This window comes from Microcoleus sp. F10-B2, from assembly GCF_036704965.1.
Lineage (GTDB): Bacteria > Cyanobacteriota > Cyanobacteriia > Cyanobacteriales > Microcoleaceae > Microcoleus.
Genome location: NZ_JAUBTB010000127.1, coordinates 1 through 15,959, shown reverse-complemented (window position 1 = coordinate 15,959; position 15,959 = coordinate 1). Strand labels below are relative to the sequence as shown.

16 protein-coding genes are annotated in these 15,959 nt (G+C 47.4%); 7 read left to right on the top strand and 9 right to left on the bottom strand.

The features are described 5' to 3' along the window. Positions 1-180, top strand: a 180-nt coding sequence (locus QUA99_RS29740) for a hypothetical protein (protein WP_333343627.1), incomplete at its 5' end; no start/stop codon positions are given. Between the two features lie 190 nt (positions 181-370). Here the strand turns inward: QUA99_RS29740 and QUA99_RS29735 are convergent. The 3 genes from QUA99_RS29735 to QUA99_RS29725 all read right to left on the bottom strand — a co-directional run bounded on the left by QUA99_RS29735 (position 371) and on the right by QUA99_RS29725 (position 1,609). Then, on the bottom strand, positions 371-730 hold the full coding sequence (locus QUA99_RS29735; RefSeq protein ID WP_333156722.1) for a DUF5615 family PIN-like protein: 360 nt from the start codon (positions 728-730) through the stop codon (positions 371-373). Then, positions 727-1,059 (bottom strand): DUF433 domain-containing protein, encoded by a 333-nt coding sequence (locus tag QUA99_RS29730; protein WP_333177710.1) that lies wholly within the window; start codon positions 1,057-1,059, stop codon positions 727-729. The genes QUA99_RS29735 and QUA99_RS29730 overlap by 4 nt, the downstream gene beginning before the upstream one ends. Positions 1,060-1,216: 157 nt before the next feature. Then, positions 1,217-1,609: a XisI protein gene (locus QUA99_RS29725; RefSeq protein ID WP_333244121.1), complete on the bottom strand. Its 393-nt coding sequence runs from the start codon at positions 1,607-1,609 to the stop codon at positions 1,217-1,219. Positions 1,610-1,934: 325 nt separating this feature from the next. Here QUA99_RS29725 and trpC point away from each other — a divergent pair, with 325 nt between their 5' ends. Beyond that, complete coding sequence (gene trpC, locus QUA99_RS29720; protein ID WP_333244124.1) at positions 1,935-2,834, top strand: indole-3-glycerol phosphate synthase TrpC; 900 nt, start codon at positions 1,935-1,937, stop codon at positions 2,832-2,834. A gap of 162 nt (positions 2,835-2,996) precedes the next feature. Here the strand turns inward: trpC and QUA99_RS29715 are convergent, their stop codons facing one another. Then, on the bottom strand, positions 2,997-3,185 hold the full coding sequence (locus tag QUA99_RS29715; protein WP_333037958.1) for a hypothetical protein: 189 nt from the start codon (positions 3,183-3,185) through the stop codon (positions 2,997-2,999). Here QUA99_RS29715 and QUA99_RS29710 point away from each other — a divergent pair. Further along, positions 3,184-3,429, top strand: coding sequence for a DUF5340 domain-containing protein (locus QUA99_RS29710; RefSeq protein WP_041623669.1), 246 nt, complete (start codon positions 3,184-3,186; stop codon positions 3,427-3,429). The two genes, QUA99_RS29715 and QUA99_RS29710, sit on opposite strands and share 2 nt — an antisense overlap. 78 nt (positions 3,430-3,507) lie before the next feature. Beyond that, positions 3,508-4,665, top strand: a complete 1,158-nt coding sequence (locus QUA99_RS29705; RefSeq protein WP_333244127.1) for an alanine--glyoxylate aminotransferase family protein — start codon at positions 3,508-3,510, stop codon at positions 4,663-4,665. Positions 4,666-4,720: 55 nt separating this feature from the next. Here the strand turns inward: QUA99_RS29705 and QUA99_RS29700 are convergent, their stop codons facing one another. From QUA99_RS29700 to nblR, 4 genes are all read right to left on the bottom strand, one after another. Beyond that, positions 4,721-4,936 (bottom strand): DUF2949 domain-containing protein, encoded by a 216-nt coding sequence (locus QUA99_RS29700; RefSeq protein WP_333136155.1) that lies wholly within the window; start codon positions 4,934-4,936, stop codon positions 4,721-4,723. 12 nt (positions 4,937-4,948) lie between these two features. Then, positions 4,949-5,263, bottom strand: a complete 315-nt coding sequence (locus QUA99_RS29695) for a hypothetical protein (RefSeq protein ID WP_333244130.1) — start codon at positions 5,261-5,263, stop codon at positions 4,949-4,951. A 490-nt stretch (positions 5,264-5,753) separates the two neighbouring features. After that, complete coding sequence (locus QUA99_RS29690; RefSeq protein WP_333244133.1) at positions 5,754-6,284, bottom strand: DUF192 domain-containing protein; 531 nt, start codon at positions 6,282-6,284, stop codon at positions 5,754-5,756. 98 nt (positions 6,285-6,382) lie between these two features. Continuing rightward, positions 6,383-7,078 carry a response regulator transcription factor NblR gene (nblR, locus tag QUA99_RS29685; RefSeq protein ID WP_333102471.1) on the bottom strand — a complete coding sequence of 232 codons (696 nt, stop codon included), beginning with the start codon at positions 7,076-7,078 and terminating at the stop codon, positions 6,383-6,385. Positions 7,079-7,343: 265 nt separating this feature from the next. Here nblR and rbsK point away from each other — a divergent pair, with 265 nt between their 5' ends. Beyond that, a complete protein-coding gene (gene rbsK / locus QUA99_RS29680) occupies positions 7,344-8,258 on the top strand; it encodes a ribokinase (protein WP_333244136.1) in 915 nt (304 codons plus the stop codon). Between the two features lie 262 nt (positions 8,259-8,520). Here the strand turns inward: rbsK and QUA99_RS29675 are convergent, their stop codons facing one another. Continuing rightward, positions 8,521-9,798: a ribulose bisphosphate carboxylase small subunit gene (locus QUA99_RS29675; protein ID WP_333244138.1), complete on the bottom strand. Its 1,278-nt coding sequence runs from the start codon at positions 9,796-9,798 to the stop codon at positions 8,521-8,523. A 128-nt stretch (positions 9,799-9,926) separates the two neighbouring features. On the opposite strand from QUA99_RS29675, the gene QUA99_RS29670 reads away from it, so the two are divergent. Beyond that, entirely contained in the window at positions 9,927-11,198 is a 1,272-nt protein-coding gene (locus QUA99_RS29670; RefSeq protein ID WP_333244144.1) for an aspartate aminotransferase family protein, read from the top strand. 1,026 nt (positions 11,199-12,224) lie between these two features. Continuing rightward, the gene (locus QUA99_RS29665) at positions 12,225-15,851 is read left to right on the top strand and encodes a CHAT domain-containing tetratricopeptide repeat protein (protein WP_333244141.1); all 3,627 of its coding nucleotides are present in this window, start codon (positions 12,225-12,227) and stop codon (positions 15,849-15,851) included. Positions 15,852-15,959: the final 108 nt, after the last annotated feature.

The following is a 15,959-nucleotide window of genomic DNA, read 5'->3' as shown; positions in this document are numbered from 1 at the left end:
TTCAGCCTAAAAGTGTTTGGCTTCCAAGTTTTCACAACTGATAAAGAAATCCGACCCACATCTGCGGAATGTGGGATGTTAATACTCACTATTCCCGCCCCAACGGTGAGTAATAAAAAATTATATTGTCGTCAAGTGAATTATCTTGAATTTAGAAATGTGCGATCGACCTTTTGGTAAAATGTGGGAATGCGCGATCGACCTTTGTTTATTGAATTGGCCTTTCAGTCCTCTTTTAGAGGACTTTCGCTATGAGACGGGGGTTTTCAACCCCCGGCGGACTTGCGGGTTAGCGGGGGGATTTTGGCTGCCCAAAAGTGCCATTTTTACGGGATAGCTACGCACGCGCGTACTTTTTCCACATCATTCTCTAATATGGAATCCAATCTAACTTATCGAGCCATTCTTCAGCTTCAGTAGTTTCCCAAATAAAATGAATTGTTTCTGCCCATCTGCCGATACTTCCACTTGGACGCACCCAAACTAATCCCCAACTTTGTCCCCCTGCGGCCCAATGTTCCTCCAAATGTCCGGGAATACTTTTGCGATTATCCGTCACTAATAGTCGTTTCGATGATTCCAAATAAATGAGAATCTCTGGATCTAAGGTGCCTAATGGCGGTGCATTTGAATCACCCACCCGCAAAATATCTATCTCCGGATCTAGGTTTAAAACAGCACTTTTGAGCTTCGGCGGCAAATTCTCATCGAGTAAAAAACGAATTTTCACTTCAGGTTAAGTAACTCCTGTTCTCGCTGTGCTTTGATTGCTCTCAAACGCAATGCTAGAGGAGATGGATTAGCCAACCATTCCTGATAGCGTTCTTCCCGCCACTTCGCCAGCCGCAACATATAAGCATCCATCTGCTTCCGATTTTGCAGATAATAGGTGAGCGTCGCGTAAATTTTCTCTAAATTCAAACTTGGTAATTCTTCCAGAATTTGGTCTGGCGAATATCCATCCAAGTAATATTTAATCACGTCGTCGATGCCGATCCGATGTCCTTTGATGCGGATGTCATCAGGGTCGAGAAATTCAAAATAGTCTTCTAATTGCATCGGTTTATCTCCGAATACTTAGTTAATCGCATTTTATCATAGATTGAAAAGGGCGATCGACCTTATATAATAAAAACTTGTTACGATCGCCTTTTATCCCCCTATCATGCTTCAAATCCGCCGCTATCCCCCCAGCACCTCCGTCTCCGTAGTCTACTTAGGCTGACTGCATAGCCGCAGATTCAACAAAATTTCTTTCATCTTTGGCACTCAAACCAGTTCCAAATTCAGTATATTGCCGCACATTAGGATGGCGAAAACCAAGTACAATATCTTCTTTTGGAATGCCTGCTGCTAGTAAATCGGTAGCCACTCCTTCTTCGGTATCATCATATTGAATCCAGATTTTACCGTCGATTAAATCAAGGTGGATTGGTGTGGCGTGAAGGTAATTGTCATCATTCCAACCAATATCCAAAACTAAGTATCCTCCTCGCTCGTCATCAAATAGCAGTTGAGAATGATAGCCGTCAGGTATAGTATTGCGGAAATTAGCGTGTTCCTGAAGTATGGTTTTGATAATTTGTTGGTATCTCAATCGGGTATCCATTGAACTATTGCCTCACTTTTTTCCTAAAAAACTCAGTTTGACTATTCGATTTTTTAATAATACTTGAGCTAATTCAATGGTGAATACGCCATTAAAAATCGGTTGACCAATTGCCAGATAGAGACTTCTATTATAGAATAAGTTGAGATTGAAATTTTGCAGCATTCTCAAGAACAGGCAAGATGCCTGTTCCACAAAGAGTAAGTTCTTTTGTGGGGTGGGCAGGATGCCCACCCTTCAAGAACAGGCAAGATGCCTGTTCCACTATGAAGAATGATGCAATATCTCAGTTGAAACTTGTACGATCGCCCTTTATCCCCCTATCATGCTTCAAATCCGCCGCCGTCCCCCCAGCACATCCGTCTCCGTACTCTACCTCAGCTACCAAATCGCCGTACCCGACGCCGAACCCCAGCACATCCTCGAAGAAATCGTCTGGCAAAAAGAAGCTGAAGTGGCCCAAAAGCGCGATCGCACTCCCTTATCCGAACTGCACAAAAAACTCCCCTTCGCACCGCCAACCCGTGACTTTCTTGCCGCACTTAAAAACGGCAAAACCACACCCACTATCATCGCCGAAGTGAAAAAAGCTTCCCCCAGCAAAGGCGTAATTCGCGAAGATTTCGACCCAGTGGCGATCGCCCTAGCTTACCAACAAAACGGCGCCAGTTGCATCTCCGTACTTACCGATGAAAAGTTCTTTCAAGGCAGCTTCGACAACCTCGCTAAAATCCGTGCCGCCGTCGATTTACCCTTACTTTGCAAAGAGTTTATTATTTATCCCTACCAAATCTATCTAGCCCGCATTCACGGCGCTGATGCTGTTTTGTTAATCGCCGCCATTTTATCTGACAAAGACTTACAATACTTTGTCAAAATTGTCAAGACTTTGGGAATGACAGCTTTAATAGAAGTTCACACTCTCGAAGAACTCGATCGAGTATTAACTCTAGAAGGCGTCAACCTGATCGGCATCAACAACCGCAACCTAGCAGATTTTTCCGTCAGTTTAGAAACCACCAGCCAACTATTAGCCTCGCGCCAAACCGAAATCCAAGCAAAAGGCATCCTCACCGTCAGCGAGTCAGGAATCCACACTCCCGCCGACCTCGCTAAACTTGCCAGCGCGGGCGCCGAAGCCGTTCTCATCGGCGAATCTCTGGTCAAGCAGCCCGATCCGGGTGCAGCTTTAGCCTCGCTTGCCGATCGCCCTCCCAGCCTGTGAAAGGCGAGACCGCTTGACAAACCACCCTTAATTCTGATAAAAAATGATTAATTAGGTAAATAATGAGAATTTCTAGCCTGCATCGACTCAAGCGCTACTGTAAAAAAAAATAGCACTCAAAGCTATATGGCATAGAAATATTTTGCCAGAAAGCAATTAAATCTATTCTGTAAGCGGGTCGATCGCAAGATTTAGCGTATCCAACGCACCCAGCCCCGAATATTCGATCGGCAAAGCAGGGGTTGCTGTACGGTTAGAAAACAAATAAAAAATCGGGCATCTAATGTTCACCTGTGATGCCTCATGCAATTGCAATGGGGTATCGGTTCGCTGAGGTATATTAGCTTTCATGGAGCCAATCCCCCTTCCTTCGTACATTCATTATGAATTGCTACTTCAATTGTTAGAACGCAAAACGATGTTTGCTGTCAGTCCACAATCGCCGCAGCAGCAACAAGTGCACCAACTTATTATTACCCTGCGTAAAGCCCTTGCCATTCAAAAGCAATTAGAACAAAGCTGCGAGCGATCGAACTTAGCGGTAGAACACCGCTGGTCTCTAAATGAAATTAACCACAAGGGAGTTAAAAGTTAAAAAAGTTAGAGTAGCGACGTGACGTATCGTATTTGATTTATTCTATATAACTCCCACAGAAAAACTTAGGACAATATCATGGACAACAAATTAATGCTGATGATTCCCGGCCCGACGCCGGTACCTGAAGCGGCCTTGTTAGCGATGGCAAAACACCCGATGGGCCACCGCAGCAAGGAATTTGACGGGATTTTTGCAGAATGTACCGAAAACCTCAAATGGCTGCACCAAACAAAAAGTGACGTGCTGAGTTTAACTGTTTCCGGTACCGGCGCGATGGAAGCTGGGATAATTAATTTCTTGAGTGGGGGCGATCGAGTTTTAGTCGGGACTAACGGCAAATTTGGCGAACGTTGGGCTGAAGTCGCCGAAGCTTACGGTTTAAACGCCGAAATTATTAAAGCTGAGTGGGGCCAACCTCTAGACCCGGAGCACTTCCGCGAAAAACTCGAAGCAGATACAGAGAAGCAAATCAAAGCTGTCATCATCACCCACTCGGAAACCTCTACCGGCGTCCTCAACGACCTCGAAACCATCAACCGCCACGTTAAGGCCCACGGTGAAGCTTTAATTATGGTCGATGCTGTCACTAGCTTAGGCGCTGTCAATATTCCGATGGACGCCTGGGGCATCGATGTCATTGCTTCGGGTTCTCAGAAAGCTTACATGATTCCTCCAGGTTTGGGTTTTGTGGCCGTCAGTCCCAAAGCTTGGGAAGCTTACAAAACTGCGAAACTCCCCCGCTATTATTTGGATTTGGGCAAATATAGCAAAGACGCTGCCAAAAATACCACTCCTTTTACTCCCCCTGTCAATATGTTTTTCGCCCTGCAAGCATCGCTGCAGATGATGAAAACAGAAGGGTTGGAAAATGTTTTCGCGCGACACCAACGCTTAATGAAAACTACTCGCGCTGCTGTAAAAGCTTTAGGTTTGCCGTTGTTTGCTGCTGACGATGCCGCCAGCCCTGCGATTACTTCGGTTATGCCGCCAGCATCCGTAGATGCTCAAAAAGTGCGGACTTTGATGAGAAAGAGATTTGACATTGCTCTCGCCGACGGACAAGACCATTTGAAAGGTAAAATCTTCCGAATCGGTCATTTGGGATTTGTGGCAGATCGCGATATTCTAGCAGCAATTTCCTCTTTAGAAGTCGTGTTGCGAGAATTGGGTCATGAAGGCTACACTCCTGGTGCCGGCGTTGCCGCTGCTGCCAAATTCTTGGCTGAATCCTAATCCAAGTTATTAAAGGATTTTGGATTTTGGATTCTCTCTAAAATCTAAAATCCTTTTAATATGCTTCGGATAACCAATCAAAGATTTTATCCAACTGTTCGAGAGTGACTAAACCGTATTGCCACAGAACCATCGGCAAAGAATTCGGGTCTTTATCAGGCTGCCGCTGTTTGTTATCGCCGACACGTTCGGCGACAGCAATTGACGCGGGCGAAATTGCCAAATCTTCTTGTAAAAATCGTATTAATCGAGTGTATTTAGCGGGTGCCATGTGATTTCACCTCTAAGTATAGGACACCATTTTCTGATGTGAACCTGATGTTTTTGATGAGTAATAAGCCAGTTTTAAATTTGTCTTGTTACCGTCGATAGCTTTTAAAACGCTATTAGCGGTTGAACTGCCAAACGTAATGCTGAGTGCTACTGTAAAGCTAACCTTTCCCAAAAAGTGAAAGGTTTTGCAATTTTGCTGATGTCGGCCCGATCGACTTGCGATTGCGATCGCACCTAAACTGAATACCTCGGCATCTTTGCAGTGCGAATCAGAATAAATTCTGCTACCTAAAACTACTAAACCAGGTTCAGAGTTTAACTTCATCTGCCAAAATACAGAATCCGCACATCTACTTCGGCAAACTTAGTTAGATATTTCGATCCAACCCCAACCTGCTACCAGAAGTTAACTTTGCCAATTAACGCCAATAATTAAATTGGCTCGTAGCATATTACTTTAGATAGGTTTAGTAGATTTAGCTCGATCGCCAGAACTTCCAGAGAATTTCTTTTCGTGTTGCTACACCTTGAGGCTGAGTATCGTCTCTCAGGATTGGTAACGAGTCGCTGACTCGTCTCATACCTGCGACCGAGAATCTACAGCTTCCGGAAACAAGCTCAAGTCCTGACTGACTGAGATCGACATCGTAGCAAATCTTTTGGTGTTTGTACTGAATGTTACATTAATATTTTAACGGATTTTATCAATTTTTGTAAAGTTTCTAAATTTTCGCGGGTATTCCGAAGGCACAAAGCTGTTCGGCAACGGATGTAACGGATGCTAAAAAGAAGCAAGAAGAAAACCGGGGGATTGTTTATTGAGGGAGGTTTTCGTTAAAAAACTCAATTTCAATACGATCGCCCACTTTCACACCGAGTTCAGCGGCCCTTCCGCCCCGGAGTTCAATCACTCGATCGACAACAGTATCGGGCCCGTAGGTAGGACAAGGATCGGCAGTACAAGGAGGTGCAGAAACTTCGATCGCCTCAACCACCCCATCCCGGATAAAAATCATATCCAGAGAAATCTGGCAATTTTTCATCCAAAAATTGACCCGCCGCGCCGGTTTAAACTCAAACAGCATTCCTCTGTCATCCGGCAAAGAAGTTCTGTACATTAAACCCATAGCCTGCTGTTCCACTGTTTTCGCCACTTCGAGTTTGATTGGGCGATCGGCTATCCGAGCTCTAGCAGAAACAGGCAGCACTTGACCCGATGTTTTCGCCGTCGGAGACCGATCCGCCAAAATACCAGTAGCACCAGCATTCGCGATCGGTAAAGTCGGCGAACATCCCAGCAAAAATATACTTACTCCAATACCGAGCAAAGTAGCTAAATAATTCATATTGATTTTAGATTTTAGATTTTAGATTGCTAATTGACAATTGGACATTGGAACTAGCCAACAGCCAACAGCCAACAGTCAACAGTCAACTGACTGCTTCAAGCTTCCCGCATCACATAGCCAACACCGCGCACCGTCTGAATCAAACGCTTTTCGCCCTCATCTTCAATCTTGAGACGCAGATAGCGGATGTAAACCTCAATCACATTCGACTCGCCCAAAAAGTCGTAACCCCAAACATTTTCGAGAATTTGTTCCCGAGTCAAAACCTCGCGGGGATGTTCCATCAAATACTTTAGCAGCTCATATTCCTTCATCGTCAGGTCGATCGCCCGTCCGTTGCGTAAGGCCCGCCTAGAGGCCAAATCCAAAACTAAATCGCCAAACCTCAATTGTTCGTTGCTGGTGTTATCCGGCTGCAAATACAAACGCACCAACTGCAAAAACTCCTCAGTGCGGTAAGGTTTGAGAAAATAATCATCCGCGCCAGCTTCCAGACAAGCTACGCGATCGTCCACTGTATCGCGACCGACCAATAGCAGCACCGGCACTCGATTGCCAATACTTCTGAGGTAAGAACACAGTGACAGCCCCGACTCAGCGCCAAGTATCCGGTCAATTACAATCAAAGCAGGCTGCAATTCACGGGCTAAATTTTGGCCGGTGGCGGTGTTAGAAGCTACTACCGGTTCGTAGCCGGAGGATTTTAAGTCGAGACTCAAGTGTCCGGCGAGAACTTCGTCTGTTTCAACTAGCAGGACACAGGGATTGCGATCGAGAGTAATTGCAGCCATTGAATTGACCGATGTAGATCATAACTGTTCTAGCACGTCTTAAGGAAGAGAGGGAGAGTGGGAGAGAGGGAGAGGGGGAGAGGGGGAGAATGGGAGAGTGGGAGAATTACCAATTACCAATTACCAATTACCAATTAAACTATTTGGCATTTAACTTGAAGTTCGATCGCCCCGGGCTATCCTGCCCGCCCCACAAGAGTTTAAGTAAAAAGTAGTTTACAAATTAAATGCCCTACAGCTTACCAATTACCAAATTGAAGAATTTATGACGATCATCGTATTCGGCAGTATCAACATCGACCTAGCAGCAAAAACTCCCCGGTTGCCGCAGCCAGGGGAAACTATCATCGGTAGCAATTTTTTCACAGCAGGCGGTGGCAAAGGAGCAAATCAAGCCGTTGCCGCCGCCCGTCTGGGCACTTCTACTAACATCATCGGCCGCGTCGGCAACGATAAATTTGCTGAAGAATTATTGACTAATTTACAATCTTATGGTTTAAGTACAGACAATGTATTAATAGACCAAAGCACTCATTCAGGAGTGGCAATTATCGCGGTAGACGAGACAGGTCAAAATAATATTATTGTGATTCCGGGCGCGAACAATAATGTCGGTGAAGCAGATATAGAACGTCTCCAAAAACTGTTAACAGCAGCTACATCTTTGCTGTTACAGTTAGAAATTCCCCTGGAAGTTGTCCAAAAAGCTGCGAAAGCTGCTTGTGAGGCGGGGGTGCGAGTTATTCTCGATCCAGCACCGGCGAGGGCGGATTTGCCGATCGAACTTTATCCGCTAATTGACATTATGACGCCGAATGAAGTGGAAGCGGGCCAGTTAGTCGGTTTTCGGGTGAATGACACTGAAACAGCGATTGTAGCTGCCAAACAGTTGCAGGAGCGCGGTGTCAAGAATGTTATTGTCAAATTGGGCGATCGCGGGGCTGTTGCTGTTACTGCGGATGAAACCTTTTTTGTACCGGCTTTTGCTGTGGAGGCGATCGACACTGTGGCTGCTGGCGATGCTTTTAACGGCGGGTTAGCCTCTGCATTAGATGCCGGTCTGTCGCTGTCAGAGGCGGTGCGGTGGGGCGCAGCAGCGGGCGCTTTGTGCACAACTAAAGTGGGTGCTCAAGTTGCTATGTGCGATCGGGCAACTTTTGATAAATTTTTGCAGAATTGAGTTTGTGGGGGCGCAGAAACCGGGTTTTTTACGAAAATACTTTGTTCGATCCTGCCGATTCGGTAAAAAACCCGGTTTCTTTGGTATTTATGCGTAAGTCCTGGATAATTTTTTGCAGAATTGAGTGTGAATTGGTAAGGCGCGCACCCTATTTTAGTAAATTACTTTGACTTGTAAGGTGCGCCGAAAAGCACCCTACCTTAACTTTTAAAGTTCGCATTACTTGAATTTGTAAGGTGCGCCGAAGAGCACCCTACTTTAACTACTTTTCTGGTCTCTGAATAATTGTTTCAGCTACCCGCCGCTTGACTTTTGGATCGATACCAATCAGCCGCACGTATTCGTTGCCGTGTTCCGCCAAACAAGTTTCTAAAGATGCAACCACATCTTTTTCCTGTGCACTGTTAATCGTCGCGCAACTTTGCCAAGAACCAGTTTTAAATCGGCGATTATCTGCATATTCCATGCCAATTTTGCAGCCTCTTGCTAACAACTGCTGCACTTGTTCCAATACCTCAGAACTCAGCCGCGCCGCATGACCGTTACCACCTTCAGAATTTGGATCGACGTAAGCCTTATAATATTTGGATGACGGGTCGTTTAATTGACTTTGCGTCGGCGCAGCAGCAGGGGCATTGGGGGTTCCTTGAACGTTAAACAGCCGCGATTGGTTGTATTCATCTACTAAGCGCATTTCCTGAATCCGCTTTTGTTGGCCTACCATCAAACTGCCCATTTCTAATAAATGAGCGAGGCTGAAATCCGGGTTTTTGAAATCTGGCGCTGCTTCCAAAGTGTTTACCAAACGTTTGGAAACTCGCTCGATTCCTACTTTGTGAATAAATTCGCGAATTTGTTCGTCATAAATGCGCGATCGCAAAGCGCTAAAAAAGTCGATCGCCTGATCGGGAAAATGATCGACTAACCCCACAATCTCGGTTTTTGACAATTTGTCAGACTCAAAAATTCCCCCAACAATGCCAATTTTATCATCGCGGCTGGGTTCCCAATAAAACTTTTCCATCCGCCCGTCGCGAATCAGCGGCGCGTACAGCGTAGAAAAATCATTTCCGGTGACAATAATCGGCACTCGGTGCAGCGGCGTACTGTCATAACTTCCCGGTAACTGCACGTTAGTTGGATTGTCAGCAATATTCATCAGAGTCGCATTGACCATCTGAGTATTGACAGTATATTGAGTAGTAGTATCGAACCTGCCAGCACCGGCATCCAAATCGTTAATAAAGATGGCGCACATCTCGCCGCGCACCCGAATTTGCTCCGCCGCTTCCCGGTAGCGCAAGCGAATTAAACGCGCCGGATCTCCGGCATCCGGGCTTTCTAATTCCCCGCCAGATATCATCACCGGTTCAAAGCCCATCCGCCGAAAAACCAGTTCGGTTTGAAAAGTTTTGCCTTCTCCTTTGCGGCCGTGAATTCCCAAAATTAGGGGAACTCTTACCCCGGGCAAATTTAAAAAGTTCTTAGTGACGTGCACCGCAACTTTATCGAGAAAGTTAGGAGAAATGTAATAACTCATCAGTAGATTTGTGAAGGATTAATTGAAGTTACTGTTATGATTTTATGACAAAACTAACAGGCTGCACCGCTAACCTGGATTTTTACCGTACAATCGAGGTCTGCATATTATGTGTTAAGGAGCGATTCGTGAGTCCAGAAACCTTACTAAAAGAACCAAACGTGCAAGCCGAAGCCAGTCTCTTCAGTTCTGAGAGTTTCGACAGCTATGTAATGACAACTTACGGGCGTTTTGCGATCGCCCTAGAACGGGGCCTGGGCTGCCGCGTTTGGGATACCGAGGGCCGCGAATATCTCGATTTTGTGGCTGGTATTGCTACCTGCACTCTGGGACACGCCCACCCGGCAATGATTGCAGCGGTAACTCAGCAAATTCAGACCCTGCACCACGTTTCTAACCTTTATTACATCCCCGTACAGGGCGAGCTGGCAAAGTGGCTTGTAGACCATTCTTGCGCGGACAGAGCTTTCTTTTGCAACTCCGGCGCTGAAGCTAATGAAGCGGCAATTAAACTCGCCCGCAAGTACGCCCACGAAAAATTAAATATCTCGAATCCGACAATCATTACCGCTGTTGCAAGTTTCCACGGGCGGACTTTGGCGACAATTACGGCAACGGGACAGCCTAAATACCAGAAGGGTTTTAGTCCTTTGGTTCCCGGATTTCACTACGTGCCCTACAACGATATTAGTGCGATCGAAAGTGCGATCGAGCAACTCGACAAAGACGAACGCCAAGTAGCAGCAATTATGCTGGAAGCCCTGCAAGGCGAAGGCGGAGTTCGCCCCGGAGAGCTCGCCTACTTCCAGCGCATTCGGGAAATTTGCGACGAAAAAGGCATTTTGCTGATTCTCGACGAAGTGCAAGTCGGGATGGGACGCAGCGGCAAATACTGGGGCTACGAAAACCTCGGCATTGAACCGGATATCTTTACGTCTGCAAAAGGGTTGGGCGGCGGTATCCCGATCGGCGCTATGCTGTGCAAATCTTCCTGCGATGTATTTGAACCGGGAAGTCACGCCAGCACTTTCGGCGGCAATCCTTTTGCTTGCGCTGTAGCTTTGTGCGTTTGCCAAACTTTAGAACGGGAAAACCTTCTGGAAAACGTGCAGCAGCGCGGGGAACAGTTGAAATCAGGCCTCAACAAGTTGGCGGCCACATATCCGCATTTAATTGCTGAAGTGCGCGGCTGGGGTTTGATTGTCGGGATGGAATTGCAAGCTGATATCGAACTTACATCGGCTGATATCGTCAAATCTGCCATCGCCGCAGGAGTGCTCTTGGTTCCCGCAGGGCCGAAAGTGCTGAGATTTGTCCCGCCGCTGATTGTCACCGCCGCTGAAGTCGATCGAGCTCTGCTGGCAGTGGAATCAGCGCTGCGCTCTCAAGCGGTAGAGTAAATCTAGTGAGTTAATTTTTGTTAGCTGTAGCGCAACCGGGCGATTGCCATATCTAGACGCACTATTCCGACTAAACCCGGTTTCTTTTCAGATTTCTCGTTACCAAACCCAATATTTTCCCAAAAACCGGGTTTCTTAGTCTAAGTCCGATGGGGTAAATGTAAACCTGCCCCCCTGCAAGTCGGTCGGGGGGGCTGATGTGGAAAAACCCGGTTTTTTTAATCCCTGTACCTAAGTCTTAAAGTTAACAGACTCCGGGTTTGGGATTTTTAACGGCTGCAGAACGCCGATCGAGGCAAATACATCAAGATAAAATAGACTTGTATCATCGACTCGAATATTCTCTGTGAAACCCGCCCCGAAACAGTGACGGCTCGTTAAACCGGGATTTTACCAAAGATTAACGCGAAAATATTATTAGCGATTGTAGGTGCTAGTCTCGCTATCTGACTGTCTGTTGCGACTTTTGAATCCTGGTTTAACTGATTCCATCCTTTAATCTACAATCTCTCGGAGACTCCTACCTCCGGTTAGGGATTGAAATTTAAATCAGGAAGTGATTTAATTGCTGCACGGAAGCAGCTATCGGCTAAACACTCGACAGTGCTGGATAACCAGTACGTTCGGTGAGAGATAGGCCCAGCAGGGCCACTGTTTGCCTCCGTTATTCCGGTCGCCAGACCAAAGAGTGCTGTTGTCTGTGTCGCTCAATTTTAAACATCTGTATTTAGCTGTATGGAAGTGAGTTGAGCATTACAAGCCTAAATAACCTTGACTGCCAAAAACATCACCTGAGAAATTCAGAGGGAGAGAAATTTCTACAATCACAGGCCCTACCCGAAAGCGGGTCATCCCCGCAACAATATCGACAGCCCCTATCCTGTAATGCCAGCAGGTATGCCAAAAAAAATTATCACTTGTGGGGCCGGGAAGGTTTTTTATTTGTATTCTTAGTCCGTTTTTGTCCAGTGAATTAGTGATTAGAGGCGTAGCGATCCTATCGTTAATAGTTCGGCGGAATGCACGATGGACGAACAGCGTCGCAAAACTGATGTTAATATGCTCCAAGCGCTGCTGGAAAATCCTGTGGACTCAGGAATAGATTTGATTTTGAGGACTGACTCAAAGTCGATCGACTGTGGGTTCGTAAAAACGCTTTATTTGGAAGATCTGGCACTGACGCGAGAAAGTTTGCTGAAAGCTGCAAAATTTTTCCAAAGGGCGATCGCACCCTTAGAAGCTGCAAAGGGCAATTCTCAATTGCCCGCAACCGAGACAGCATATCTGGCTTTTTTAGCAGAAGTCTTGCAGGCAGTGGCGCGGGGCGCTGATTCGCAGCACGTGTACCCGTTGCTCAGAAGCAATTTAGACAAACTCGACCAGAATTTCGCACAACTGCTGCGCTGCTGGGCAACTTTGGTACTCCCTGCTGCCAAAGAATCGGAAACCAGGCGCATTGCAGCCCTAATCGGCAATCTGAGCAACAAAATTGGGCGGTTTCCCCTCGGCAGCAAGGCTAATAACTTGGAAATCGAAATTGCCGGTTACGAAACAGTTGCTAAGGTGTTTACCCGCAAAGATTTTCCGCAAGAATGGGCGGTGATGCAAAACAATCTGGGCAACGCTTACAGCGATCGCCCCAAGGGTGATAAGGCTCAAAATATCGAACAGGCGATCGCTTGCTTTGAAAATGCCCTACAAGTGCGCACTCCCGAACAGTACCCGGAACAGTGGGCGACGCTGCAAAACAATCTGGGCAACGCTTACAGCGAGCGCCTCAGGGGAGATCCGGCAGACAATCTAGAACAGGCGATCGCCTGCTATGAAAAGGCGCTGCGAGTTCGCAGCCGCGAGGCTTTCGGGCAAGAGTGGGCGAGCACTCAAAACAATCTCGGCCGCGCTTACAGCCGCCGGCTGCAGGGGGACAAAGCCCAAAATCTGGAACAGGCGGTCGCTTGCTACCACAATGCTTTGCAAGTCTACAATCGCAAGGTGTTTCCCCGGCGTTGGGCCACGACTCAAAATAATTTGGCAAATGCTTACTGCGAGTTGCTGCAGGGCAATCGAGCTGAAAATCTCGAATACGCAGTCACCTGCTATCAGAGAGCTTTGCAAGTGCGGACTCGGGAAGCTTTTCCGCTGCAGTGGGCGACGACTCAAAGAAATTTGGGCCGGGTGTTTGTCGATCGCATCAAAGGCGATCCGGTGGAAAATGTGGAAATGGCGATCGCCTGCTTTCAAAATGCTTTACAAGTCTACACCCGCATCAAATTTCCCGAAGCCTGGACTTCGATCCAAACTTACCTAGGCAGGATCTACAGCCTGCGGGTGAAAGGGGAAAAAGCCGAAAATATCGAAATGGCGATCGCCTGCTTTCAAAATGCTTTGCTCTTTTGCAACCGTCAAAAATCTCCCGAACGCTGGGCCATGCTGTGCGCCTACCTCGGCCGCGCTTTCAGCGAACACGTGAAAGGGGAAAAAAACCGCAACCTCAAAAGCGCGATCGCCTGCTTTCAAAATGCCGGCCAAGTCTACACCAGACAGGGATCTCCCAAGCGCTGGGCAATGCTGCAAATTTATCTCGGCAGGGCTTTTTCCGAACTGACGAAGACGGACAACCCGTCCAACCTGGAAAGTGCGATCGGCTGCTATCACTGTGCCGCCGAAGTCTACACTCGCGAAACCTATCCTCACCGCTGGGCTGAAATTTTATTTTATTTGGGTCAAGCTTACCGAGTTCGAGGCGAGTTGCTTCGCGCCTACGGCGTTTTTACTGCTGCTGTCGATACTGTTGAATTCTTGCGATCCGAACCAGAGGTTGATGTGACCGATTTGGGCGATCGGGCCAGTACCGCAAAACTAAAATTAGCCCGCACCTGGACTGGACTCTATAAATGCCTGGTGCAAGTTTGCCTGGAACTCGGTCGCGCCCAACCTGAATATTGCGCTAAGGCCCTGGAATACACCGAACGCCACAAAAATCGGAATTTGGTAGAACTACTGGTTAAATGCCACTTGACTCCGAAAGCCGAAATTCCGACAGCGGTGCTAAGCGAGTTGGAGTCGCTGCAACTGGAAATAGCCAGGGAACAGCGGCATCAAGAACAGCGAGAGCTCGAGCCTAGCACTACCTTGATTTCTGAAGGCGACAGCCAAGGTTTAAACAGCGGTTCTCTGCTGCCGAACTCGGACTTCATGCACTTAAATCAATTGTGGCGGAAGTTTGATGGGTTGATTGCTCGGGAGGTGCAGGCAAACGACCCTTTCTTCAGCCTAGCTCGCAAAGTTGAACCGATCGCTTTCGAGCAAATTCGCCAATTGTTGCCTGGTGCCAATTGCGCTGCTGTCGTGTGGGCGAGTTTGGGGGAGGTGCTGGTTGCTTTTGTGGTGGTCAAGAATGCACAATATCCGGCCGTTCACCTGTGTTCGCCGGCAAATGCTTTGGCTGCCGAAAGTTGGGCCCTGGAGTACCTCAGCGCTTATTCCGAACAAAAAGGTCGCTGGATCAATCATCTCCAGGCTCGCCTCAAACGCTTGGCCGCGCTGCTGGAAATCGATCGAGTGGTGGCGCTGATTCCGGAGAATTGCGATCGGCTGATTTTTGTGCCGCACCGATTTTTGCACGCTTTGCCGCTCCACGCTTTGCCTCTGGGGGTGAGAGACGGGTTTGAGGACGGCGGGGGAATTTTTCGGTCTGGGTGGGGCGATCGCAGCGGTTTTGATCGGGATGCCCACAGCGTTTCGGATTTTTCTCAAGGTTCGGCTTTTGGCGAGGTTCCAGCGCCTGCTGCTTATTTGATCGATCGATTTGCTGGAGGAATTCGGTATGCTCCTAGCTGTCAGCTATTGCTGTTGAAACAAAGCGCGCACCAAGCAGCTATTGGTCGATACAGACCGGGTTTGGATCGCCTTTTAGCAGTTCCAACTTTCACCAGAGATGCGCTCTACAGCAATATTGAAATCGGCAATATTTCCCAGTATTTTTCCAGTGCAGAACTTGTGCGCCATAAGGCTGGAATTCAAGAGGCTTTTTCCCCAGCCATGTCTGCTAATAATGGGGAGTTACCCCAGCCAATAGGTGATTGGCAGCAGAAAAAATGCGCTCATTTTGCTTGTTTGAGCTTGCTTAATTTGGCTTTGCCTCTGAAATCCGCAGTGTTTTTGAGAAATGATTCTCTGAGTTTAGAGGAAATTCTTAATCTCGATTTTCGGCAATATTGTTTAGTTACTTTATCGGCTTGTGAAATTGCGGCCGGCGGTGTCAGCGGTGCTGAAGATTTTGTCGGTTTGTCGGCGGGTTTGTTGTATGCTGGCACGTCTAGTGTTGTCAGCAGTCTTTGGAAGGTGAACGATGTTTCGACGGTGCTGCTGACGAGCAAGTTTTATGAAAATCTCGGACGGTTTTCTCGTTTGCAGGTGGGAGATGTGGCGATCGCGCTGGGGGCAGCTCAAAGGTGGCTGCGGGATTTGACTAGCGAGGAATTGGAGGTGTTGCTGGCGGATTTTCAACCTCAAATTTCGCAAATGTTCGATCGGCTTTCTCAAAGTTCTCGCCTGATTGCTGAAGCTTCTTTGCAGCAAATTCGCAACCGCAAACCCTATCCTTTTGCCAATCCTTATTATTGGGCTGCTTTTACGGCTGCTGGGGTTTAGTTATCAGTTATTAGTCATTAGTCATATCAAATACCTGGGGGGGTGACAAAGAGGTTTAGGAGATAGACCGAATAAGGGTTGCAGCCCGTATACCCTGTTGATAAAAGC

What these genes read in the sequence shown, in the direction of transcription:
- QUA99_RS29705 (WP_333244127.1), top strand. Translation starts at nt 3,508, where the DNA reads ATGGACAACAAATTAATGCTGATGATTCCCGGCCCGACGCCGGTACCT.
- QUA99_RS29695 (WP_333244130.1), bottom strand. Translation starts at nt 5,263, where the DNA reads ATGAAGTTAAACTCTGAACCTGGTTTAGTAGTTTTAGGTAGCAGAATT.
- trpC (WP_333244124.1), top strand. Translation starts at nt 1,935, where the DNA reads ATGCTTCAAATCCGCCGCCGTCCCCCCAGCACATCCGTCTCCGTACTC.
- QUA99_RS29665 (WP_333244141.1), top strand. Translation starts at nt 12,225, where the DNA reads ATGGACGAACAGCGTCGCAAAACTGATGTTAATATGCTCCAAGCGCTG.
- QUA99_RS29700 (WP_333136155.1), bottom strand. Translation starts at nt 4,936, where the DNA reads ATGGCACCCGCTAAATACACTCGATTAATACGATTTTTACAAGAAGAT.
- rbsK (WP_333244136.1), top strand. Translation starts at nt 7,344, where the DNA reads ATGACGATCATCGTATTCGGCAGTATCAACATCGACCTAGCAGCAAAA.
- QUA99_RS29710 (WP_041623669.1), top strand. Translation starts at nt 3,184, where the DNA reads ATGGAGCCAATCCCCCTTCCTTCGTACATTCATTATGAATTGCTACTT.
- QUA99_RS29730 (WP_333177710.1), bottom strand. Translation starts at nt 1,059, where the DNA reads ATGCAATTAGAAGACTATTTTGAATTTCTCGACCCTGATGACATCCGC.
- QUA99_RS29725 (WP_333244121.1), bottom strand. Translation starts at nt 1,609, where the DNA reads ATGGATACCCGATTGAGATACCAACAAATTATCAAAACCATACTTCAG.
- nblR (WP_333102471.1), bottom strand. Translation starts at nt 7,078, where the DNA reads ATGGCTGCAATTACTCTCGATCGCAATCCCTGTGTCCTGCTAGTTGAA.
- QUA99_RS29675 (WP_333244138.1), bottom strand. Translation starts at nt 9,798, where the DNA reads ATGAGTTATTACATTTCTCCTAACTTTCTCGATAAAGTTGCGGTGCAC.
- QUA99_RS29690 (WP_333244133.1), bottom strand. Translation starts at nt 6,284, where the DNA reads ATGAATTATTTAGCTACTTTGCTCGGTATTGGAGTAAGTATATTTTTG.
- QUA99_RS29715 (WP_333037958.1), bottom strand. Translation starts at nt 3,185, where the DNA reads ATGAAAGCTAATATACCTCAGCGAACCGATACCCCATTGCAATTGCAT.